The sequence below is a fragment of the Acinetobacter sp. ACIN00229 genome, assembly GCF_016106645.1.
In the GTDB taxonomy this organism is placed as follows: domain Bacteria; phylum Pseudomonadota; class Gammaproteobacteria; order Pseudomonadales; family Moraxellaceae; genus Acinetobacter; species Acinetobacter oleivorans.
Map to the genome: position 1 here is coordinate 23,249 of NZ_JADWOM010000018.1, position 20,957 is coordinate 44,205.

The 20,957-nt window shown below is 39.7% G+C and carries 22 protein-coding genes; 12 read left to right on the top strand and 10 right to left on the bottom strand.

Annotated features, from left to right (window positions below; genetic code table 11):
• Window positions 1–26: 26 nt before the first annotated feature.
• A complete protein-coding gene (locus I7H67_RS15765) occupies window positions 27–416 on the bottom strand; it encodes a hypothetical protein (RefSeq protein WP_005301519.1) in 390 nt (129 codons plus the stop codon).
• Window positions 417–522: 106 nt separating this feature from the next.
• On the opposite strand from I7H67_RS15765, the gene I7H67_RS15770 reads away from it, so the two are divergent.
• Both I7H67_RS15770 and ppa read left to right on the top strand, forming a co-directional pair.
• Window positions 523–921: an MAPEG family protein gene (locus I7H67_RS15770; RefSeq protein ID WP_009392286.1), complete on the top strand. Its 399-nt coding sequence runs from the start codon at window positions 523–525 to the stop codon at window positions 919–921.
• Between the two features lie 127 nt (window positions 922–1,048).
• Window positions 1,049–1,573 carry an inorganic diphosphatase gene (ppa, locus tag I7H67_RS15775; RefSeq protein ID WP_004795210.1) on the top strand — a complete coding sequence of 175 codons (525 nt, stop codon included), beginning with the start codon at window positions 1,049–1,051 and terminating at the stop codon, window positions 1,571–1,573.
• 107 nt (window positions 1,574–1,680) lie between these two features.
• Here the strand turns inward: ppa and I7H67_RS15780 are convergent, their stop codons facing one another.
• Window positions 1,681–2,997, bottom strand: a complete 1,317-nt coding sequence (locus tag I7H67_RS15780; RefSeq protein WP_151822286.1) for an OprD family outer membrane porin — start codon at window positions 2,995–2,997, stop codon at window positions 1,681–1,683.
• Window positions 2,998–3,957: 960 nt separating this feature from the next.
• On the opposite strand from I7H67_RS15780, the gene I7H67_RS15785 reads away from it, so the two are divergent.
• Window positions 3,958–4,770 (top strand): TorF family putative porin, encoded by an 813-nt coding sequence (locus I7H67_RS15785; protein WP_049838290.1) that lies wholly within the window; start codon window positions 3,958–3,960, stop codon window positions 4,768–4,770.
• A gap of 42 nt (window positions 4,771–4,812) precedes the next feature.
• Here I7H67_RS15785 and I7H67_RS15790 read toward each other — a convergent pair whose 3' ends face one another.
• Both I7H67_RS15790 and I7H67_RS15795 read right to left on the bottom strand, forming a co-directional pair.
• Window positions 4,813–5,691: a dihydrodipicolinate synthase family protein gene (locus I7H67_RS15790; RefSeq protein WP_198308284.1), complete on the bottom strand. Its 879-nt coding sequence runs from the start codon at window positions 5,689–5,691 to the stop codon at window positions 4,813–4,815.
• A gap of 15 nt (window positions 5,692–5,706) precedes the next feature.
• Window positions 5,707–6,483, bottom strand: a complete 777-nt coding sequence (locus I7H67_RS15795) for an aldolase (RefSeq protein ID WP_005301534.1) — start codon at window positions 6,481–6,483, stop codon at window positions 5,707–5,709.
• Between the two features lie 111 nt (window positions 6,484–6,594).
• Between I7H67_RS15795 and I7H67_RS15800 the strand changes: the two genes are divergently transcribed.
• The gene (locus I7H67_RS15800) at window positions 6,595–8,010 is read left to right on the top strand and encodes a PLP-dependent aminotransferase family protein (protein WP_198308285.1); all 1,416 of its coding nucleotides are present in this window, start codon (window positions 6,595–6,597) and stop codon (window positions 8,008–8,010) included.
• A gap of 32 nt (window positions 8,011–8,042) precedes the next feature.
• Here the strand turns inward: I7H67_RS15800 and I7H67_RS15805 are convergent, their stop codons facing one another.
• Both I7H67_RS15805 and I7H67_RS15810 read right to left on the bottom strand, forming a co-directional pair.
• Complete coding sequence (locus tag I7H67_RS15805; protein WP_198308286.1) at window positions 8,043–9,530, bottom strand: YifB family Mg chelatase-like AAA ATPase; 1,488 nt, start codon at window positions 9,528–9,530, stop codon at window positions 8,043–8,045.
• 65 nt (window positions 9,531–9,595) lie between these two features.
• Window positions 9,596–9,823, bottom strand: a complete 228-nt coding sequence (locus I7H67_RS15810; RefSeq protein ID WP_004795193.1) for an accessory factor UbiK family protein — start codon at window positions 9,821–9,823, stop codon at window positions 9,596–9,598.
• 278 nt (window positions 9,824–10,101) lie between these two features.
• Here I7H67_RS15810 and glnK point away from each other — a divergent pair, with 278 nt between their 5' ends.
• The 6 genes from glnK (at window position 10,102) to I7H67_RS15840 (ending at window position 15,604) form a co-directional block, all read left to right on the top strand.
• A complete protein-coding gene (glnK, locus tag I7H67_RS15815) occupies window positions 10,102–10,440 on the top strand; it encodes a P-II family nitrogen regulator (protein WP_000780326.1) in 339 nt (112 codons plus the stop codon).
• 56 nt (window positions 10,441–10,496) lie between these two features.
• The gene (locus I7H67_RS15820) at window positions 10,497–11,891 is read left to right on the top strand and encodes an ammonium transporter (RefSeq protein WP_005301607.1); all 1,395 of its coding nucleotides are present in this window, start codon (window positions 10,497–10,499) and stop codon (window positions 11,889–11,891) included.
• 161 nt (window positions 11,892–12,052) lie between these two features.
• The gene (gene nrdR / locus I7H67_RS15825; RefSeq protein WP_004795187.1) at window positions 12,053–12,511 is read left to right on the top strand and encodes a transcriptional regulator NrdR; all 459 of its coding nucleotides are present in this window, start codon (window positions 12,053–12,055) and stop codon (window positions 12,509–12,511) included.
• Between the two features lie 15 nt (window positions 12,512–12,526).
• Window positions 12,527–13,612: a bifunctional diaminohydroxyphosphoribosylaminopyrimidine deaminase/5-amino-6-(5-phosphoribosylamino)uracil reductase RibD gene (gene ribD / locus I7H67_RS15830; protein ID WP_198308287.1), complete on the top strand. Its 1,086-nt coding sequence runs from the start codon at window positions 12,527–12,529 to the stop codon at window positions 13,610–13,612.
• On the top strand, window positions 13,609–14,901 hold the full coding sequence (locus I7H67_RS15835; protein WP_005301611.1) for a DNA adenine methylase: 1,293 nt from the start codon (window positions 13,609–13,611) through the stop codon (window positions 14,899–14,901). The genes ribD and I7H67_RS15835 overlap by 4 nt, the downstream gene beginning before the upstream one ends.
• A 43-nt stretch (window positions 14,902–14,944) precedes the next feature.
• Entirely contained in the window at window positions 14,945–15,604 is a 660-nt protein-coding gene (locus tag I7H67_RS15840; protein WP_002121149.1) for a riboflavin synthase, read from the top strand.
• Between the two features lie 60 nt (window positions 15,605–15,664).
• On the opposite strand, the gene I7H67_RS15845 is transcribed toward I7H67_RS15840, so the two are convergent.
• The 4 genes from I7H67_RS15845 to I7H67_RS15860 form a co-directional block, all read right to left on the bottom strand.
• A complete protein-coding gene (locus I7H67_RS15845) occupies window positions 15,665–15,883 on the bottom strand; it encodes a hypothetical protein (RefSeq protein ID WP_005301614.1) in 219 nt (72 codons plus the stop codon).
• 130 nt (window positions 15,884–16,013) lie between these two features.
• On the bottom strand, window positions 16,014–16,652 hold the full coding sequence (locus I7H67_RS15850) for a hypothetical protein (protein WP_004795179.1): 639 nt from the start codon (window positions 16,650–16,652) through the stop codon (window positions 16,014–16,016).
• Window positions 16,653–16,689: 37 nt separating this feature from the next.
• A complete protein-coding gene (locus I7H67_RS15855; RefSeq protein ID WP_111855735.1) occupies window positions 16,690–17,097 on the bottom strand; it encodes a DNA polymerase III subunit chi in 408 nt (135 codons plus the stop codon).
• Window positions 17,090–18,538 carry a leucyl aminopeptidase gene (locus I7H67_RS15860; protein WP_151989356.1) on the bottom strand — a complete coding sequence of 483 codons (1,449 nt, stop codon included), beginning with the start codon at window positions 18,536–18,538 and terminating at the stop codon, window positions 17,090–17,092. Before I7H67_RS15860 ends, I7H67_RS15855 begins: the two co-directional genes overlap by 8 nt.
• 143 nt (window positions 18,539–18,681) lie before the next feature.
• Here I7H67_RS15860 and lptF point away from each other — a divergent pair, with 143 nt between their 5' ends.
• Together lptF and lptG are read left to right on the top strand one after the other, a co-directional pair.
• Entirely contained in the window at window positions 18,682–19,782 is a 1,101-nt protein-coding gene (lptF, locus tag I7H67_RS15865; protein WP_013199136.1) for an LPS export ABC transporter permease LptF, read from the top strand.
• Complete coding sequence (gene lptG / locus I7H67_RS15870; protein ID WP_107882352.1) at window positions 19,782–20,852, top strand: LPS export ABC transporter permease LptG; 1,071 nt, start codon at window positions 19,782–19,784, stop codon at window positions 20,850–20,852. The genes lptF and lptG overlap by 1 nt, the downstream gene beginning before the upstream one ends.
• Window positions 20,853–20,957: the final 105 nt, after the last annotated feature.

A 20,957-nucleotide genomic window follows, 5' to 3' on the forward strand; every position in this document is an offset into this window, starting at 1 on the left:
AAGCGCCTTAGGGCGCTTTTTTTATTTTAGTTTTTATGGCTTTTTATAAACCAGCGGTCTATATAAGGACGTCCAATTCCGACCATCCCAACAAAAACAAGCATTGTGCCGAGTTGCAGACGTAAGTGAGTTAAATCAAGCTGACCATAACTTAAATAATTATCTGCTAAGCAATATATCGTAATCACAATGAGCCAGTGCCACAAAGTAAGTCGTTTAATACCGACTGCAATAAAGGTAATTGTTAAAATAACAAAGGTGCCAAGTGTCGATTGCCAATTCAAATTTGCACAAATCACACTAAGTAAAAAAGCCATAATAGGGAGTACGATCTTTAATATGCGATCTATCTGAAGTTGATTCTGTTTTTGCTTATCCAAGACTTCAAACAATTCTTTTTGATCAGGTTGTTGCATACATGGCCCTATTAATCAGTGGTGACAAGTGATTGCATAAAATTTCAGGTAAAAACGCAATGTTATGATAGCATGATCAACAGTATTTTCAGTGATGGATGGCACTATGCAGGGCATCAGCGGCATTATCTATATTATTTTAGTGGCATGTTTGCTGCCATACGCATTTACCGTAATTGCAAAGTTTACAGGTGGTTTTCAGCCTGTTGATAATCAAAACCCGAGAGCTTTTTTTGCCAAAACAACTGGTTTGGCTGCTCGTGCAAATGCCGTACAACAAAATAGTTTTGAAAGCTTACCTTTATTCTTAACGGCTATTTTAATGGCCGAATATATGGTCGTTCCAGAATATTTTATTCTGAGATTAGGTTGGGCATATATTATTTTAAGAGTTATTTATGGGATCTGTTATTTAAGTAACTGGGCAACTTTACGTTCGATTGTCTGGTTCTTATCTATATTGTGCCCAATCTTCTTATTAGTGGTCACGATTAAACTGACTTGAGTGTCATTCTGTCATCATTCATATCAACTTTCGCGTGTGCGCATTGTATAATCGGCATCATTTTGATGATATCCACGCTATAATCGAGTGGATTTTACATCTGACTTCATAACGAAAGAGTATTGATATGAGTTACAGCAATATCCCAGCAGGTAAAGATGCCCCAAATGACATTTATGTCATCATTGAAATTCCTGCAAATGCAGCACCAATTAAATATGAAATCGATAAAGATTCTGATGCATTGTTTGTAGACCGTTTCATGGGTACAGCAATGTTCTATCCAGCGAACTATGGTTATGTTCCAAATACTTTGTCTGAAGATGGTGACCCGTTAGACGTACTTGTTGTAACTCCACATCCTGTTGCTGCTGGTTCAGTCATTCGTTGCCGTCCAGTGGGCAAATTAAAAATGGAAGATGATGGTGGTATCGATGCGAAATTAATCGCTGTTCCACACGAGAAATTGTCTCCATTGTATAAAGACGTTAAGGAATATACAGATCTTCCTCCGTTATTAATTAGCCAAATTGAGCATTTCTTTAGTCACTATAAAGATTTAGAACCAGGTAAGTGGGTAAAAATCAGTGGTTGGGAAGGTGCCGATGTTGCTAAAGCTGAAGTATTAAAAGCAATTGAAGCTGCTAAATAAGCTTTAATTGATAAGGCTCAGAATGCCTTAATTGATATTCTGAGCTTAATAAAAAACCTACATCTGTTGCCAGACGTAGGTTTTTTTATGCTTGATAAATTTGTGAATTAGAATAATTTCACAGGAATATCAAGGAAGATACGCCATTCATTAGTGTCACCAATGTAAGCACCTTGGTATGAGTCACTTGCACGATAGTACGAGTTACGAATACGAAGGCTTGCATCTTTAGCAAAACCGCTTTGAACTGTATATTTCACTTGGTTAAAGAACTCACGTTCTTGAGCACTGTCAGTTACATTTCTAACTTTGATGTCCCAACCATATACAAATGCAGTTGTCCAGTTTAGACCTGGCAATACGCCTAACTTACCGAAATCAACGTTGTACTGAATTTGTGCAGATTTTTCATCGTTACCGATGAAGTCAGACATGTAAGAGTTCGGTAAATAGATACTTTGGAAACCATCAGCATTTTGACCATAGTCATAACCAACATTACCACTGTTTTGTTGGTATGCTAACATCACACTATGTGGGCCAGTTGCATAAGTTCCTGAAATCGCCCAAATATTATTGGTCTTTTCTTCGCCTGCGATACCATCATTACCATAATTTGGTGCTACAGCCCCAGTTGCTGAGTAAGTATGTGCACTTGCATCGAATTTAGTGTGATAACCACTAAAATCGTAAGTTAATGAACTGTCATTAGCCAAAGGCTGTTTAAAGTTTACATTTACATAATGGCGTTCAAGAGCATTTTTGCTGTCTAAGCCATAATAAGATGCATTTAAATTATCATCAAACTTGTATTTCGCACCCCAAACAATGGCACGATCAAGACCTCTGCCAGAAGCATCAGCATCGGTATTAATTTGATCAGACATTTGGTCTTTAGTAAATTTACCAGCAACCAATTCAAGGTTCTTGATTTCATGGCTAGTTAATAAAGTACCTGTAAAGTATTCAGGAACCATACGTCCAGTATTACTTGCAAGAACAGGTAAATCGAGTACTTGAGTACCGTAACGTACTGTTGTATTCGAGAAACGTGCTTTAACGCTACCGCCACCACGAGCCCAGTGATCGTAAGCCGAACCGTCATTATGCTTAGGAATCATTTGGTTTCCGGCATTTTTATTTTCACCGATCTTAAATGAACCATCGCCAACAACGCCAACACCGAAGCCAACAATACCAGGGGTAAAGCCTGAATCGATACTTACAATTGCTGATTGAGCAAATGAGCTAGTATCTTTTGCACCCTGTTTTTTATCACGGCTGATGTAACCTGTACGGAAGAGAATAGAACCGTTCGCATCTTCAACAAATCCTTTTGCCTCACTTTGCTCGCTTGCCTGAGCTGAGGAAATTATTGCCGCAGAAATGAGAACTGCTAATGTAAGTTTTTGTGCATTTAGCATATTTAAAGAACCTCATAAAAACGATAAATCCTGTGCCTTGTTATTGTTCAGGGCCTAGGATTTGAATCAATTGTATAAGTAATCTATAAAAAAGATATATTTTTGTTGATTTTATTTTATATATGCTATGCAGAAATTGATTAATGTGCTACTGCTTGTTGACTAAATTTACTATTAACCTTTTATACTTAATGTATTGTTTAAAATAAAAAAAGTAATTTATTTTTTAGTGTATTTTTACCATTTATTTTATATTCCAAGCTCAAAAAATAGTTGATTCTTCTGTCTGTTTTTTGATCTTTTTTGATGGATATGTTTACTTTTTAATCTTCTGCTGAGTTGGTTTTTTCGACGATTTATTTTTAATATTTTTTAAATTGTTACTTTGTAACGTTATTTTTAAGAACAATGTGCAAAAATAGATCACTCTAAAAGAGCAATAGAATTTAGTTTAATTGGTCAAATTTAGTGCGATATTCTGCGTAAATTTTGTGCATTACTCTTTTTGCTCATATTACTGATTAAAAAAGACCCAAAATAGTTCATAAGTTTAAAAATAGAAAAAATAAAGAAATCTAATTAAATGAAATGCCCATTTACAGACCATTAAAAGTCCAGCTTTAAGAAATTTACGTAATTTTTATATTTCCTAATCAAGGTTAAATAGAAAGTTTACATTGAGTAAATGAATACTTCCCATCTCGGTTAGTAGTTTCCGATAAGGGGTTTTCATATGTTTATTATTTCTAAATGCACAAGAGTTCTATTTTATTTTATTGTTTTTTATAGATATATATTTATAAGAAACAAGCAGGGGTTTCATTGTAAAACAAGTTTGATCTCAAAATTAATGAAGTGCGTTGATAGCAAATATGGAATTGGCACAGCAATTGCTAAAGCTTAAGTAACACAATGTGTTTTATATACATAAATCGTGCATTCATTATGGGGGAGATCAGAATGATGAAATTTGCACTTAAGGCCTTAGGTCTTGGTATCTTTGCAGCAGGTTCAACCATGGCTATGGCTGAAGATGCACCATCTTTTTATGGTATCACCGCAACAGGGAGCGTCGCAGCAACCACAGACTACCGCTTCCGCGGAGTTACCCAATCATCAAATAATCCAGCCATTCAAGGTGGTTTTACTTTTTCTCATAAGTCGGGTGCTTATGTTGCGCTTTGGGGTTCAAGCGTTGACTTTAATACGCCAGGTGTTTCAACTGAAACTGATATCTCATTAGGTTATACCAATACTTTAAAACTATCAGATAAGCTGGCACCAACCTATGACGTGGGTGTAATTCATTACGGCTATATTGGTTCTGACTCAAAATTTACTAACCCATACAATGGGGATACGGGTTTTGACTTTAACGAATTTTACGGAAAATTAACTTTTGCTGATTCTTTATTTAAAGGTGATGCACTTAGTGTGGGCGTAAGCTACTCAGATGATTATTGGGGCCACTCTGATGAGTTCTGGTATTTCAACGTTGGCTATTCAGCACCAATTGCAGATACAGGATTTACAGGCCTTGCTTCAGTTGGCTATAACAAGCTTAAAAATAAAGACTCTTTACTTGTAGTTGCGGGTGGACCAGGTGAAGACGATAGCTATATCGATTATAAAGTCGGCGTAAACTATAACATCTTGGGTATTGTTGCTGAGCTAGATGTAGTGGGTACAGACATTAGTACTTCTGGCATGACTGATGCTCAGAAAAAACCTTATGACACAGGTTTAGTATTTAGTTTAACTAAAACATTCTAAGTTTATGCTGTAAAAAAGCGGGTTTATTGACCCGCTTTTTTATTAGTTTTTTATTTCAGAAAGTAGCTGTTTTAACTGGTTAAGCTCAACATCCGTAGCTTTAAACAGTGGCTTGCGTGGTGAACCCGCAGCAACACCTTTTAACTGTAAACCTGCTTTAATCGTTTTGGGTAAACCACCAGTTACAATAAAGCGTAGTAGAGGAAGTTGCTGATAAAATGATTTTTGGGCCTGTTCTAATTCACCATTTTTTACATGTTCGATAAGTTGTTGAGGTTGTTGACCTAACAGATTTGGTGCTGCTGTACACCAACCACTTGCTCCAGCACATAAAGCTTCTAAGGCTAGAGGGTTACATCCGTTATAAAATGGAAGTTCTCCTTTTGAGAGCTCTTGAATTTTATGCATACGCTGAATATCACCGCTGCTTTCTTTTACCATTGTGATGTTTGCAATGTTATTAAACATGCGCACGATTAATTCTGGAGACATATCAACACCACTCGTTGCAGGGTTGTTATACACCATAATCGGTAAAGTCGTTGCTTGTGCAATCGCTTGATAATATTCAAAAATCTCTTGATCTGTTAGCTTCCAATAAGATACAGGAATCACCATAAGTGCATCTGCACCATAGCTTTGCGCGATCTGCGCTTTTTTGATGGCTTGATCCGTCGTGAGTTCTGAAATTCCAATAATGACAGGTACACGTTTATTAATGCTTTCAATTGAAGTTTTAGCGACTAAACACCACTCATCCCATTCAAGATAAGCACTTTCGCCAGTACTGCCTAAAGGCGCAATTGCATCGCAGCCGTTTTTAATAAGCAAATCCAGCATCTGTTTTAAAACAGGAAGATTAATGGTGTTGTCATCAGAAAAAGGAGTAACAGGGTAGCCAATAATGCCGTTTAGTTTCATGGTCGAAGTCTCTTTTTAAATACAGTCAGAATGTTTTTTCAAAGCTTTACGTGCGTAGTAAGCAAAGTTCACTTTGTTGCGTTTATCGGTAGACACCCAGTCATGAGCTTCTGTTGCTAAATCGTGGGGGATTGGCTGAATTTGCCCGGCAGACATGGCTAGTAGTTGCAGTTGAGCTGCGCGTTCAATTAAAAGCGCCAAGTTACATGCTTCTTCAATGGTTTTTCCTGTGACCAATTGACCATGGTGAGACAACAAAACAGCACGGTTTTTACCCAGAGCAGAAGAAATCAAAATACCTTCTTCATTGCCCACAGGAACACCTGGCCAATGGCCTACAAATGAGCAATCTTCGTAGAGTGCGCAGACATCCATTTGAGAAATTATGAGCGGAATTTGAAGCATGGAAAGAGCCGCTACATGAGTCGGATGCGTATGGATAATGCAGTTAACTTCTGGATGTTCTTTATAAATCCATGTATGAAAACGGTTGGCTGGGTTTGCCATTCCTTCTTGATGGATGGGTTCTAGGTCTTGATTCACCTCAAGCAAGTTTGAGGCAGTAATTTCATCAAAACCTAAACCAAAACGTTGGGTAATAAAGGATTCTTTACTTTCACTACGACAAGTAATTTGGCCTGCTAAACCAGCATCATGGCCATGATCAAATAAAATACGACAAGTGAGTGCAAGCTTTTGGCGGTCAGTTAAATCTGAGTCACTAATCCACTTTTGCATGTCTTGCTGTGCATGTTGCATAAGGTCTTGTTTGTTTACAGAAGCAGTCTTCATCTCTTCTCCAGTCCAGTTGACCAAATTAAGTAGGTGGAGGCAGAATAGAAAACAACTGGATGAATCAATACATCCAGTTTTAATAAGTTATATGGTCCAGATGGGGCAAATATGCTAAGACCTTGGCAAGTACATTTTCGTATCGATGAAAGAGAAGAAAAGACGGTTTTTCTAAAACTGACCAACTTGATTAGTCAGGAAATTTTAAGTGGCCGGTTGGTGCAAGGGACTATGCTGCCGGGGTCTCGTAGCCTATCAAAAGAATTAGGAATTAATCGGAAAACGGTACAAGCGGTCTATGAAGAATTAGAAGCACAAGGATGGCTTGTAACTCGCCCTCGAAAAGGCACATTTGTAGCAGATGTTTTGCCAGATAAACAACTCCAAATAGAGTCAGTATCTGAGCGAAAAGTGAATGAGAAGCCAACTCTTCAAGAAGTTGCTTTATATCCACATAATGATGGTGTACCAGATCCGAGGCTTATTCCCTACGAACTATTTTCGCGCGCCTATCGGCATGCACTGATTAAAATTACCCAAAACCAGTATATGGGATATGGTGATCCGCAAGGTATGGCTGAGTTAAGACAAGCCTTACAACAAATGTTGTCGATGGAACGTTTTATGAATGTTGCCGCAGATGAGATCTGTATTGTACGTGGTAGCCAGATGGGAATTTTTCTTGCATCTCGTGCATTACCTAATAGGCAGGGTATTATCGTTGTTGAAGAGCTTTACTATCCATCTGCTTTTAAAGCGTTCCAATCAAATGGTTTTCAGGTCGTTTCTGTCAAATTAGATGAACAAGGTATTGTCATTGAGGATTTAGAACGGATCTTAAAAGAACATTCGGTTGCTGCTATTTATACAACCCCGCATCATCAATATCCCACAACTGTCACGATGCCAATGAATCGCCGTCTTCAACTCTTAGAGCTTTCAAAAAAATGGGGCTTTTATATTATTGAAGATGACTATGACCATGAATTTCACTATGACAGTCGGCTTATGCCACCCTTAGCAAGTTTGCCTCATTCTGAGTTGGTTATTCATGTGGGTTCATTGTCTAAAGTTTTTGCACCAGGGATCCGTTTAGGCTACATCGTGGCATCTTCACCAATCATTCAATCGATTACAGAAGATATTTTACTGATTGATCGTCAAGGTAATAATATTACTGAACTTGCCTTAGCAGATTTAATGCAACGGGGTGAAATTAAAAGACACATCCGTAAAATGAAAAAAATATATCAACTACGCCGAGACCATGCGTTAGCTGAGTTTAAAAGAATTTTTGCAGAGCGTGTTCATATACAACCACCCGCAGGTGGAATGGCTTTATGGGTGAAATTCCAGAAACCATTTACTCAAGATCAGCTGATAAAATTAAAAGAGCTCAACATTGATACAGAGTATAAGTTTAAACAAAACGAGTCTTCTAATCGTTGTATTCGTTTTGGTTTTGCAGCTTTATCAGAGAAAGAAATTACTTCTTTAATCGAGACCTTAAATCAAGTTCTTAACTAAAGAACAGCGGATTCATCATCCGCTGTTTTACCTTAAGAATGATTGCCTCGATAAGAGAGTGCTTCTGTGAGATGAGGACTTTGGATCATCTCACTTTGAGCCAAATCGGCAATGGTCCGCGCTACTCGTAAAACACGATGATAAGCACGAGCCGATAGATTTAAACGTTGCTGTGCCATTTCAATCATTCGCTGGGAAGTACTATCAAGGACAGCATATTGTTCTAGTTGCTTCGGTGAAAGCACTTGATTTAAACAATTTTGTCTTTGCATTTGTTGTTCATAAGCAGAAATCACACGCTGTCTTACGGCTGTAGAACCTTCAACAGGCGTTGGATCTTGCAGTTCCTGAGCTTTTAAAGGAGGTACATCAATATGTAAATCGATACGGTCAAGTAACGGGCCCGATATACGGTTTTGATAGCGCTTAATACTCTCAGGTGAACATTGGCAACGGCTGTCTTGATTAAACGCATAACCACATGGGCAGGGGTTCATTGCAGCAATCAGTTGAAAGTTAGCAGGATAAGTAATTTGCCGAGCTGCTCGTGAAATAATGATTTCTTTTGATTCAAGCGGCTGGCGTAAAACTTCTAGCACCTTTCTATCAAATTCGGGCAATTCATCTAAAAATAGAACACCTAAGTGAGATAAGGTAATTTCACCCGGTTTAGGGTGAGATCCGCCCCCAACAAGTGCAATTGCTGATGCCGTATGGTGGGGCGCACGAAAAGGACGCTGTCCAAACGTATGCGGTGTATTAGAAATCGAATAAATACTCGCAACTTCAAGTGTTTCTTGATTAGAAAGAGGTGGCAAAATTGAAGGAAGACGTGAAGCGAGTAAAGTCTTACCTGTGCCCGGTGGTCCTTTAAAGAGCAGAGAATGTCCGCCTGCTGCGGCTATTTCCAATGCGCGGCGTGGGCGTAGCTGACCTTTTACATCTGCAAGGTCAAATTTATAAGGCATTTGATTTGATGTCGTTGAAGGTTCAATCGAAGATAGAGATTTCGTGCCCAGAAAGTGTTCACAGACTTCTTTTAAATGGCTCACCGGATAACACTCAAGGTCCGGTAAATGGTTAATATCTTGACTATTATCGAGAGGTAAAAGCATTTTATGCTTGGCCTGTTGACATGCCATGGCCAAAGTTAAAGTACCTGACACTGGTCTTACATGGCCATCCAGCGCTAATTCACCAATTAATTCAAAATCTTCGGCACAGTTTTCGGGAAGCTGACCAGAAGCAATTAAAATGCCTACAGCAATTGGCAAATCCAGACGTGACCCATCTTTGGGCAAATCTGCTGGTGCAAGATTAATGGTCAGCCGTTTAGTTGGAAATTGAAATCCACTATTAATAATGGCTGAGCGAACTCGGTCTTTACTTTCTCTAACTGCTGCCTCTGCTAGTCCGACAATGGTAAGAGAAGGTAAGCCTTGACTCACATGTACCTCAACTTCAATTAGAGGTGCATGTAAACCCAAAAGTCCCCGTGTATAAATTTTAGAAAAAGACATCTTATTGTTCCATTATGGTGCTTCATTTTTAATCGTTGTAAAGTATAAGTGCGCTACGTTGGTGCTTATTTTTTATTCTTTAAAGTTTCTTCTAACAGACTTACTTGTTTTTGTAGCTCTTCTAAACGTTGAGTGGCAGATTGAAGTGCAGTCTTTTGACGGTCAATTTCTTGTTTGGACACAAGATCCAACTTTTCAACTGCTTCATTTAATAATGCACGTAAATTTTTTTCCAAATCTTTTTTAGGCTCATCAATTTGTTCCAAAATGGCCTGTAGTAATGTTTCTAGCATAAAATATCCAAAGTGTTGTATTACCTTATGGTTTACAGTTTAACACTGCTTGAACTTGGGATATAGGTTTCAATTCTTTTAGTACAAATAGAACATCAAATAAGCACTCAACGATACTGAAAATTCATTTTATTTTTAATAGCTCATCTACATCTTGATCACTAAATAGGTTATAAAGAAAGTTCATGCAATAGATTCATTTCCCTCAACCTTTGAAATATTGGCATGAAAATTGAACATAAAACCTTACTGGTGAAAAGAAGCCGAAGGAAACAAACATGAAGCTTGTAACTGCAATTGTAAAACCGTTTAAATTGGATGATGTGCGTGAAGCGCTCTCTGACATTGGTGTACAAGGGATTACCGTAACTGAAGTTAAAGGTTTTGGTCGTCAAAAAGGACATACAGAACTCTACCGTGGCGCAGAGTATGTGGTTGATTTCTTACCTAAAGTAAAAATCGAAATTGCGATTAGTGATGAAATGGTTGACGCGGTAATTGAATCAATTACTCGTGTAGCAAGCACTGGAAAAATCGGCGATGGTAAGATTTTTGTGACTAACCTGGAACAAGTTATCCGTATCCGTACGGGTGAAACTGGACCAGATGCTGTCTAATTGGCACAAAGCTTGCTGAGTAGAAAATAACTCGCAAATGAGGTTGGGGGACACGAATGAAAAAAATGCTTATGGCGCTGAGTCTATCAGGCGCTCTTTTGGGTGGTACTGCCGTTTGGGCAGAAGATGCTGTAACAACGCCTACATCGGAAGTTGCAGCTACATCAACATCTCCAGCTACTGCAACCACTGCAGAAGCACCAGTTGCTGAAACTCCAGCAGCTCCAGCACCAACACCAAAACTTGATACAGGCGATACATCTTGGATTTTAGTTTCAACAGCTTTGGTTCTATTAATGACCATTCCTGGTTTGGCACTATTCTACGGCGGTATGGTACGTAAGAAAAATGTATTAAGTACTATGATGTTCAGCCTTTCCGCTGCAATTTTAGTAAGTTTGCTGTGGGTGATTGCAGGGTATTCAATCGCGTTCTCTGGCACAGGTGCATTTTTTGGTGATTTGTCTAAAGCCATGCTCAACGGAGTCGCGTTTGATGCATTGAGTGGGACAATTCCTGAAAGTCTCTTTGTTATTTTCCAAATGACTTTTGCCATCATTACAGTTGCAATCCTTAGTGGTTCTATTGCAGACCGTATGAAATATTCAGCTTTCATGGCATTCATTGCAATTTGGGTACTTGTTGTTTATGCACCAATTACTCACTGGGTTTGGGCAACAGATGGTTGGTTATTTAAAGCAGGCGCGTTAGATTTTGCTGGTGGTACAGTTGTACACATCAACTCAGGTGTTGCAGGTCTCGTTGCTGCTTACATGCTTGGAAAGCGTATAGGCCTTGGCCGTGAATCTATGGCTCCACATAACCTGACTCTAACTGTTGTTGGTGCAAGCTTACTTTGGGTGGGTTGGTTCGGCTTCAACGGTGGTAGTGCATTAGGCGCGGGTGCTCGTGCAAGTATGGCAATTTTAGTGACCCAAGTTGCTGCTGCCGCTGCTGCATTCTCTTGGTTGGTTGTTGAACGCATGATCCGTGGCAAAGCATCTGTATTAGGTGGTGCTTCTGGTGCGGTAGCTGGTTTGGTTGTGATTACACCAGCAGCAGGTTTTGTCGGGGTAGGCGGTGCTTTAGTGATGGGCCTTATTGGTGGCGTAGTGTGCTTCTGGGGTATTACAGCACTTAAACGCTTACTTAAAGCCGATGATGCTTTGGATGCGTTTGGTTTGCATGCTGTAGGGGGTATTGTCGGTGCGATTTTAACTGGCGTATTCTACAGTGAAGAAATTATCAAAGCAGCTAACGTTACCTTAGCTCCAACATTCGCTGGTCAATTATGGGTACAAGTTGAAGGCGTATTGGCAACCATGGTTTACAGTGGTATCGCGACTTTCGTTATTCTTAAAGTGATTGATCTTGTGATTGGTATCCGTGTGAACGCTGATGATGAACGCATGGGTCTGGATTTAAGCCAACATGGCGAACGTATTGAGTAAACATTAATATATCTGCTGTCTTAAAAGAACAGTCTTGGGCTGTGATCAAAGCGATGCTTTGATCTTACTCAGGACTGTTTTTTTGTCTTATAGAATGCTGGTTCTGTAAGTGTAGAAATTTTGCTACACTAGGTCAAAGTAATCGACCCTATAAATCCGCTATGCATTGTCCATTTTGCAACGCCGCAGATAGTAAAGTCATCGATTCACGTTTAGCCGCCGAAGGCTGTCAGATTCGTCGACGTCGTGAGTGTGTAAGTTGCGGTGAACGTTTTACCACTTTTGAAAGCTATGAAGTGGTAATGCCCCGTGTGATCAAATCGAATGGAAAAAATGAACCTTTCGATGAGGCCAAATTACGTCGTTCGTTAATGCATGCTCTGCAAAAACGTCCGGTCACACAAGAGCAGATCGAAACAGTTTTAAGTGATATTCAGTTGCAGATTCGCCGTTTAGGTGAGCGTGACGTAAAATCTAGAACAATTGGTGAAATCGTCATGCAATCTCTATTTGCCCTTGACCATGTCGCTTATGTCCGATTTGCTTCTGTATATCAAGATTTTCAGGATGTTGAGGCGTTTCGTCGTCAAATTGAGCAAATGCAACAACGTGAACAATAACTATTTGAGATTTTTATGTCTGAGTTGAAACAAGATCAATATTGGATGCAGCAAGCTATTGAACTTGCCAAACGAGGTCTATATTCGACTAAGCCTAATCCAAATGTTGGTTGTGTCATTGTCAAAGATGATCAGTTAATTGGTGAAGGCTTCCATCCTAAAGCGGGTCAACCACACGCAGAAGTCTTTGCTTTACGTCAGGCAGCTGAACAAGCACAAGGTGCAACAGCCTATGTCACGCTTGAGCCATGTGCGCATTTTGGAAGAACTCCTCCTTGTGCTGAAGCACTGGTTAAGGCTCAGGTTAAAAGGGTGGTTGTAGCATGTCCTGATCCAAATCCGCTCGTTGCGGGTAAGGGCGTTCAGATTTTGAAAAATGCCGGAATTGAAGTAGAAGTTGGCATTTGTGAAGATTTAGCAGAAAAATTAAATCAAGGTTTCTTAAAGGCAATGTCTACGGGCATGCCTTATGTACGCTTAAAAGTAGCTTCAAGTCTAGATGGACGTACGGCAATGGCATCTGGTGAATCGAAGTGGATTACTGGTTCTGTTGCCCGTCAGGATGTCCAGCATTGGCGTGCCATTTCAGGAGCGGTGATTACAGGTATTGAAACTGTGATTGCAGATGATTGTCAGCTTAATGTGCGTTCACTCGGTCATATTGATATTGAGACAGTTGCTCAACCAAAACGGGTTGTTTTAGATCGTCAGGGGCGTTTGCCACTTAATGCTAAAATTTTAGAAAACCCTGAAACTGTGCTGGTGATGGGGCCATATCGTCAAGAACTTGCCGATTTAGGCGTGATACAATTAGAAATTCAGCCTTTAAAAATACTGTTACAGACCCTATCTAAGCAACATCAAATTTATGATGTATTGGTGGAAGCCGGTGCGACATTATCTACTGCCTTTTTACAAGAAGGTTTGGTAGATGAGTTGATCAGTTATATTGCCCCAACATTCTTGGGGAAAAGTGCAAGAGCCATGTTCAATGCAGAGTTTGAATATATGGCACAACAACTTCGTTTTACACTTCTTGATGTGACACAACTTGATCAAGATATACGCTTAAGGTTAATCCCTACGCAAGAGAAAGTATGAATTCAGAGCCTTCGGTTTATCACAAACGTCGTCATGCGGCCCGTACGACAGACGAATATCTTTTCCATCAGCTTGTTCCTTATTTAGGTAACAAGCGCCGATTGCTCCATCTAATTTTAGAAGCCCTTGAAATTACAGGGACACTGAATAGCAAGAAAAAGAATCCTCCGATTTTTGCCGACTTTTTTGCCGGCAGTGGTGTCGTATCTCGTTTAGCACGTCAAAATGGTTACCGTGTGATTGCAAATGACTGGGAACCTTATAGCCATGCTTTAAATCATGCGATTTTAGCTTGTACCGATGCACCTGCTTTTAAAGAGCTGGGTGGATATCAGAAGGCAATTGATTATTTAAATCGCTTACCTGAAGTTAAAGGTTGGGTTACGCATAACCTTTGTCCACGTAACGATGATGTATACGATCCAACTCGTGACCGTTTGTTCTTTAAACGCCGTAATGGTATGCGTATTGATGCGATTCGCCAGCAGATTGCAACATGGCAGGCACAAGGTGCAATTAATGATGTAGAGATGAGTGCTTTGCTTGCACCATTACTCTATTCAGCAAGTTTTGTCAGTAATACCAGCGGTGTATTTAAAAGTTTCCACCAAGGGTGGGGCGGACGTACACAAACTGCATTGGAACGAATTGAGTCATTGCTTTGGTTAACACCAAGCCGTTTTTGCGAGATTGGTGATCGTAAGCGTCCTGCTGCTGAAATGTGGTGTGTAGATTCACAGCATCTAGCAAATCAAATGAGTGGTTTTGAAGTCGATGTTGCCTATCTTGATCCACCCTATAACCAGCATGCATACAGCAGTAATTACCATGTTTTGAATGCATTAACTTTATGGGATCAGGTCGATTTACCATCACCAGATACTAAAGGTTATAAGAGTGGAATTGATAGAGCTTGGCGTAAAGAGCGTCCAAGTCCTTATAACTCTTCTAAATATGCAAAAGATGCGTATGAAAAGTTACTTTCAACCATCAATGCCCGCTATATTCTGACCAGTTATTCAACTGATGGTAATATCGAGCCTAAAGATTTGCTTATGGCTAATCTGGAGCGCGGTAAAGTGACCTTGTTAACACAAGATGTTCCGCGCTATCGAGTAAGTAAACAGCGACAGTCTGAACGTGCACGCGTGCTTGAGTTTATTGTGATTACTGATACTCATGCTAAGTCTGGACCACCATTACGTCAGTTATTAGGCCAGCTTTACCACTTCGCCGAGCTAGGTGGTGTAGATACTTCAGGTAATAGTACACAGCTCGCACTTTGGTAAGCGCTGCAATTTAAGCAGTGTAAAAAGATTTGGAGATTGAGCCATGTTTACAGGCATTATTGAAAGTTTAGGAAAAGTCGAAAGCCTGCAAAGCGTAGGTGGTGATGTGCGTTTACGTATTCAGACTGATCTGGATATGTCAGATGTACATTTGGGTGACTCAATTGCGACCAATGGAATCTGTCTCACCGTGATTGAATGGGGCGATAATTGGTACGCAGCGGATGTTTCTCGTGAAAGCTTGAATCGTACGACTTTAGGTAACTGGAAAGTTGGGCAACGTGTCAATGTTGAAAAGGCAATGTTACCGACAACACGCTTTGGTGGACACATTGTCAGTGGCCATGTTGATGGTGTGGGTGAAATTACTGTAGTACGTGAAGATGCTCGCTCAATCTATTATGAAGTTACAGCACCGACAGAACTTGCTAAATATTTAGCCGAAAAAGGTTCTGTGACCGTAGATGGGATTAGCTTAACGATTAACCACTTACGTGGAAATATTTTAAGCTTAAACTTAATTCCGCATACAGCAGAGCGTACTAACATTGGAACATGGCAAGTTGGTAGTAAAGTAAACCTTGAAGTCGATGTTTTAGCGCGTTATATCGAGCGTTTATTGCTAGGTGACAAAGCAGCTGAACAAAAAACAGAGTCAAATATTAGTATGGCTTTTTTAGCTGAGAATGGTTTTTTAAAATAAAAAGCTAAATCGTTAAAATAAAAAAACCGGAGACTTGTTCCGGTTTTTTATTTTGAAAACTTATTGCTTGGTTAGCGTAACCGAGTTTGTGCCGACCCATGGTTTATTATGTTGGGTGCGTGTAATTGAAAATTCGCCTTTTTCTGATTCTCTTGTGAGTAAGATAGATAAAGAGTTAAAGTCGTTATGACTCATATAAAGTTCTTGTGCTGAAAATGTCCATTGTTCACCCTGATTAAGCTGCTCAAGTTGCATTGAAATCTGATGCGGAATGTCCATTTTTACCCTCATTAATTTTCATAAATAACCATACGATATTCTAATAATTATTTGAACTAAAAGAATATTGTGCATGACTATTCTGTGACAATTAAATGTCATTTTTATGACAAAGAGAGTTTTAAAAACTTTACTTTTCTATTTTTTCATCAGAAAACTTAGAATTCTTTAAAATGTATTCAATTTCTTCTTGAGCTGCCGAATTTAGCTTGGCTCGGAAAGCTGTTACAGACTGTTCAATTAAGCTCTCAGCTTCAAGTTCTAAACGAATGCGTAAACTTTCAAGCTCAGATAAGATTTGATCATCGGTAATACTAAGTTTTACGCCAGCAGAATAATTGACTGCTGGTGTTTCAGGGTTTTTCTGATAACGTGCAGTTTGTTCTGCAACCTCTTGTTCTAAATGACTACGTAATGTGTGTAATGTTTCAGTCTGTTCATTAAATTTTCGAACTTCGTCTGCTTGCAACTCCGCAGCATAAGCAGCTTCTGATGCACGTTTGTCAGCAAGCGATTTTTCTAAAGCAAGTTGACGACGAATACGTGCTTGCTCAATGAGCTCCGCTTTAAGATCTGCGTAGGCTTGTTCAATTTTTTGCTGTGATTCTAACTGCGCTTTTTCATCATTTAAAACCCAAAGCTGAATAGGCGTTTGAGGCTCTAGTAAGTCACAAATACGTGCCAGATCCTGTTGATAGGTATGACGGACAGCTTCAGGCGCATTTAACCATCTTTTTTTAAAATCTTGCCCGACATTTAATGCCACCATGTTTCTCCTTGATCAACAGTATTTACATTTTAGCGCGTTATAATTTAAAGGTCCGCGGTTCTATACCCAAACGGCGATACATTTTAAATTTTTCTCGACCAATTTGCTTGGCTGTTTCATTATTTTCAACAATTTCTATAATGTGGCTAAAATGATCAACTTGTTCAAGTGCATGATTGTTAAAATTAAATACTAACAGGCCTTGTTCAAGTGGTTGTTTAGCCGAAATACATACAGCAGCATCAGTCTGATCAACGCCATGCGCAATGAAACTGACAGGGTCGAATTCCCATAATCTTTCATCAAGCATTTGTTGTAGCTGCACATCTGGGCAATACCACCAGATTTTAGGATGCTTCTGTAATATTTTTCGACATAAACGGCAAGCACTATCGACTTGCCGTTCTTCGCTGGTTTCAAACAGATAAAAACTAACTTTAGCCATTCGTATTTACACGATTCGCTAAAAATTGCATGAGTAATGGTACTGGACGACCGGTTGCACCTTTAGCTGGACCAGATAACCATGCTGTTCCTGCTACATCTAAATGAGCCCAACGATATTCACGTGTAAAGCGCTCAAGGAAACATGCAGCTGTAATCGCGCCGCCATATGGTCCACCGATGTTTGCAATATCTGCAAATGGTGAATCAAGTAATTCTTGATAATCATCAATGACTGGCATACGCCATACACGGTCAAATGATTGTTCACCAGCTTGTTGGAGCTCTGCTGCTAAAGCATCATCTGGTGAGAATAACCCGCTGAGTACTTTGCCTAAAGCGACTACACACGCACCTGTTAAGGTCGCGATATCAACCACTACTGCTGGATTAAAGCGTTTAATATAGGTCAATGTGTCACACAGTACTAAACGGCCTTCAGCATCTGTATTTAAAATTTCAACAGTTTGACCGCTCATGGTGGTCACAATGTCACCTGGACGAGTTGCTTTACCAGAAGGCATATTTTCTGCTGCTGCAATTGCACCAACTACATGAATAGGAAGTTTTGCTTCGCATAGAGCACGAATGGTACCAAGCACAGATGCTGCACCGCACATATCGAATTTCATTTCATCCATGCCAAGGCCTGGTTTTAATGAAATACCGCCTGTATCAAAAGTTACGCCTTTACCAACGAGAACAACCGGAGCTTGATCAATCTGTGCTTGATATTCGAGCGTTACAATACGGCCCGGGCGTTCAGATCCTTTGCTGACTGCAAGAAAAGCATACATGCCTAAATCAGCCATTTGTTGCTCATTTAAAACAGTTACTTTAAGTAAGTCAGGGAATTCTGCGGCTAAAGCTAGAGCTTGTTCTGCCAAATATTCTGGGAAACAAATATTCCCCGGACGGTTGCCAAGATCACGTGCATAAGACTGACCAGACTGTACTGCATGTACTAAAGCCAGTTGTTTTTCATCTAGGCTAGTTGTTGAACTAATTAAATCAACCTGTTGTAACACAAATTCATTTTTTTTCGATTTAAACTCATCATAACCATAAGCTGCTTGAGTTAAGCTTAAAGCAAATAAATAATGGTGCTCGACAGGTAACGCAGCAATATCAATTGCGATATGCTTAAATTTATTTTGTGTCGATTTGATAATCGTTTGGGCAATTTTAGCGAGCTTGACTGCCTGAAGTTCAGCTGTTTTTCCTAAGCCAAGTAATTGGCTGTGAGGCTGATTTGAAATCTGACCAAATAGAGGCAGAGTTTCATTGAAGTTGCCTTTAAATTGGGTAGCGTTCAGAACGCTTTCTAGGTTATTGATTTGATATGTGTTGACGTTGCTTTGTAGCTGTTCTGAATCAACTAAAACCCACAAAGATTCATTAGATGTCTGTTCGGGAAAAGTTGTATAAGTTGTAAATTTCATGGCTGTCGTGATTGCCTATAGAAAGTTATGATGAATTAAAACATTGAAACACTTTCAAGCATAGCGTTGCAATGTGCGGTTTTATATTTTTAACATTCGGGTAAACTAGCAGTCGTCCCGATTAGCCTTTTGGAAGTATTACTTTGATTATTCGGCGTTATCTCGTCAAGCAAGTTGTCTCTACCTCATTGGTGGTCATTTCTTTATTGACCTTAATCATGATGGGTGGTCGTCTGATCAAATACTTTGGTGTGGCGGCGCAGGGGCGTTTAGATGCCAGTATCTTGTTTAGCATCATTGGATATCGTTTACCTGAATTTCTAACCCTCATTTTACCACTGGGTTTTTTCATTGGTTTAATGTTGGTGTTTGGTCGTTTATATGTTGACCATGAAATGGCAGTACTGAATGGTAGTGGTGTGAGCCGTCATCAATTAGCACGATTACTCATTCCAATGACGCTTGTTTATATGGTTTGTCAGTCTGTGCTTATGCTTTGGATGACGCCATGGGGACTGCGTGAGTTTGAAAAATTAACCACCACCCAAGCGGTTCGGACAGGCTTCGATTTGGTTCGCCCAAGAGAATTTATTTCTTCTGGACCCTATACGATTTATGCAGGTTCATTGTCAGAAGACCGAAAGAATTTGAAGGACATTTTCTTTTATCAACGTGCGACCAAAGAAGATAAACCAGATGTCATGATCTTGGCAAAAGAAGCGACTCGTGTAGAAGTTGCAAATGACACAGCCAATGTCGTTGATCTGGTGCAAGGCCGTCGTTATGAAATATTCCCGGGACAACCAAAATATACGCAAGCAGAGTTTCAGTCTTATCGTCTACGTTTAGAAAATGATAAAGATGTTAAGTTTGAAAGTGGCGATGTAGAAGCATTATCAACGACTAAACTCTTTTCAAAAACAAATGATCCAGTCATAAGAAGTGAGTTGGGATGGCGTTTGTTTGGACCATTCACCATTATTATTGCTTTAATGCTTTCTGTAGCATTGTCTGAGGTGAGTCCACGACAAGGTCGTTATTACCGTCTTATTCCGGCGATTTTTATTTTTTCCAGTCTGATCGTATTAATGATTGCAATCAAGACTCGTATTAGTAAAGAAGAACTCGATATTTGGGCTTATCCTGCCGTGTTGGTAGTTTATGGCGTTGCAGCAGCCTTATTTTCACGTAAACAAAAGTTGGCACCAAAAATCAAGAAACAGATCAAGCGAGTGAAATTATAATGTTAGCACGTCGAATAGTCGCCAAATATGTGACGAAAACCACTGCGCTTGCAATGTTTGGCACCACAGTTGTTTTGTCGATTTTACAGATCTTATTTACGTATCTGGGCGAGTTGGGTGAGCTCAAACCAGACTATAACGCATGGCAAGCTCTCATCTATGTGTTATGGGGCGCTCCTCGTTATCTATATGAAATTTTGCCTATTTCTGCCTTGATTGGTGCGGTAATTGGTTTAGGGTCACTAGCAACTAGCAGTGAACTTATTGTTATGCGCTCTGCTGGCATTAGCTTATGGCGTATTGTTGGTTGGGTGATGCGCTCAGCTTTACTGCTTATTATTTTGTCTTTCGCTTTAAGTGAATGGGTTATTCCATATACCAATGAAAAAGCAGCAAGTGTTAAAAGTCACCGCTCTGTAGCTGCTTTAGGCGAAGTGAAAGGTTATTGGTCACGTGAAGGGCAGCGATTTATCTATATTGACTACGCTAACTCTCAAGGCAATTTAAAAGATATTCAAGTGGTCGATTTTGACCAGAACTATTACTTGCAATCATTAATCAATGCTCAGCAAGGCCAGTTCGTAAAAGATGGTCAATGGGCTTTGAAGAAAGCACAACAAATGGATATTTTGGCGGCAGGAAATGCCATCAAAACCGACCATGACGAACAATCGCTTTCTTTAGCATTACAGCCTAAATATGTGCACATGGTGACTTTAGATCCTGAAGATTTATCGCCAAGCCAGCTCATCAGTTTCATGCGCTATATGGATGAATATAGTCAGGTTCCAAAGACCTATCAATTGGCTTTCTGGCAAAAAGTTGCCTCGCCATTTTCATTGATTGCTCTGGTTCTCGTGGCATGTTCATTTATTTTTGGGCCATTACGCCAACAATCGATGGGTTTTCGCTTGGTGATCGCATTGTTTATTGGTTTGAGTTTCTATTATTTGCAGGATTTCTTGGGTTATGCCAGCTTGGTTTATGCTCCATCTCCTGCGTGGTTCGTACTCATACCTATCTTGTTAATGTTTGGTGCCGGAAGTTATTTGCTTTACCGCGCCCGCTAGTAATAATTGAAATTTATGGTTTTCATCAATCGTAGATATTGGTGAAAGCCATAGGAAAAAATAGAGTCTTGACCGAAAATTCGGTAAGATATTGTGACGAAATTG

Excerpts from the sequence above, each read along its gene's own strand:
- I7H67_RS15800 (WP_198308285.1), top strand. The coding sequence starts at position 6,595 with ATGCTAAGACCTTGGCAAGTACATTTTCGTATCGATGAAAGAGAAGAA.
- ribD (WP_198308287.1), top strand. The coding sequence starts at position 12,527 with ATGTCTGAGTTGAAACAAGATCAATATTGGATGCAGCAAGCTATTGAA.
- I7H67_RS15770 (WP_009392286.1), top strand. The coding sequence starts at position 523 with ATGCAGGGCATCAGCGGCATTATCTATATTATTTTAGTGGCATGTTTG.
- I7H67_RS15820 (WP_005301607.1), top strand. The coding sequence starts at position 10,497 with ATGAAAAAAATGCTTATGGCGCTGAGTCTATCAGGCGCTCTTTTGGGT.
- I7H67_RS15835 (WP_005301611.1), top strand. The coding sequence starts at position 13,609 with ATGAATTCAGAGCCTTCGGTTTATCACAAACGTCGTCATGCGGCCCGT.
- I7H67_RS15785 (WP_049838290.1), top strand. The coding sequence starts at position 3,958 with ATGATGAAATTTGCACTTAAGGCCTTAGGTCTTGGTATCTTTGCAGCA.
- I7H67_RS15850 (WP_004795179.1), bottom strand. The coding sequence starts at position 16,652 with ATGGTGGCATTAAATGTCGGGCAAGATTTTAAAAAAAGATGGTTAAAT.
- I7H67_RS15855 (WP_111855735.1), bottom strand. The coding sequence starts at position 17,097 with ATGGCTAAAGTTAGTTTTTATCTGTTTGAAACCAGCGAAGAACGGCAA.
- I7H67_RS15805 (WP_198308286.1), bottom strand. The coding sequence starts at position 9,530 with ATGTCTTTTTCTAAAATTTATACACGGGGACTTTTGGGTTTACATGCA.
- glnK (WP_000780326.1), top strand. The coding sequence starts at position 10,102 with ATGAAGCTTGTAACTGCAATTGTAAAACCGTTTAAATTGGATGATGTG.
- I7H67_RS15845 (WP_005301614.1), bottom strand. The coding sequence starts at position 15,883 with ATGGACATTCCGCATCAGATTTCAATGCAACTTGAGCAGCTTAATCAG.
- nrdR (WP_004795187.1), top strand. The coding sequence starts at position 12,053 with ATGCATTGTCCATTTTGCAACGCCGCAGATAGTAAAGTCATCGATTCA.
- I7H67_RS15780 (WP_151822286.1), bottom strand. The coding sequence starts at position 2,997 with ATGCTAAATGCACAAAAACTTACATTAGCAGTTCTCATTTCTGCGGCA.
- ppa (WP_004795210.1), top strand. The coding sequence starts at position 1,049 with ATGAGTTACAGCAATATCCCAGCAGGTAAAGATGCCCCAAATGACATT.
- I7H67_RS15765 (WP_005301519.1), bottom strand. The coding sequence starts at position 416 with ATGCAACAACCTGATCAAAAAGAATTGTTTGAAGTCTTGGATAAGCAA.
- I7H67_RS15795 (WP_005301534.1), bottom strand. The coding sequence starts at position 6,483 with ATGAAGACTGCTTCTGTAAACAAACAAGACCTTATGCAACATGCACAG.
- lptG (WP_107882352.1), top strand. The coding sequence starts at position 19,782 with ATGTTAGCACGTCGAATAGTCGCCAAATATGTGACGAAAACCACTGCG.
- I7H67_RS15840 (WP_002121149.1), top strand. The coding sequence starts at position 14,945 with ATGTTTACAGGCATTATTGAAAGTTTAGGAAAAGTCGAAAGCCTGCAA.
- I7H67_RS15860 (WP_151989356.1), bottom strand. The coding sequence starts at position 18,538 with ATGAAATTTACAACTTATACAACTTTTCCCGAACAGACATCTAATGAA.
- I7H67_RS15790 (WP_198308284.1), bottom strand. The coding sequence starts at position 5,691 with ATGAAACTAAACGGCATTATTGGCTACCCTGTTACTCCTTTTTCTGAT.
- I7H67_RS15810 (WP_004795193.1), bottom strand. The coding sequence starts at position 9,823 with ATGCTAGAAACATTACTACAGGCCATTTTGGAACAAATTGATGAGCCT.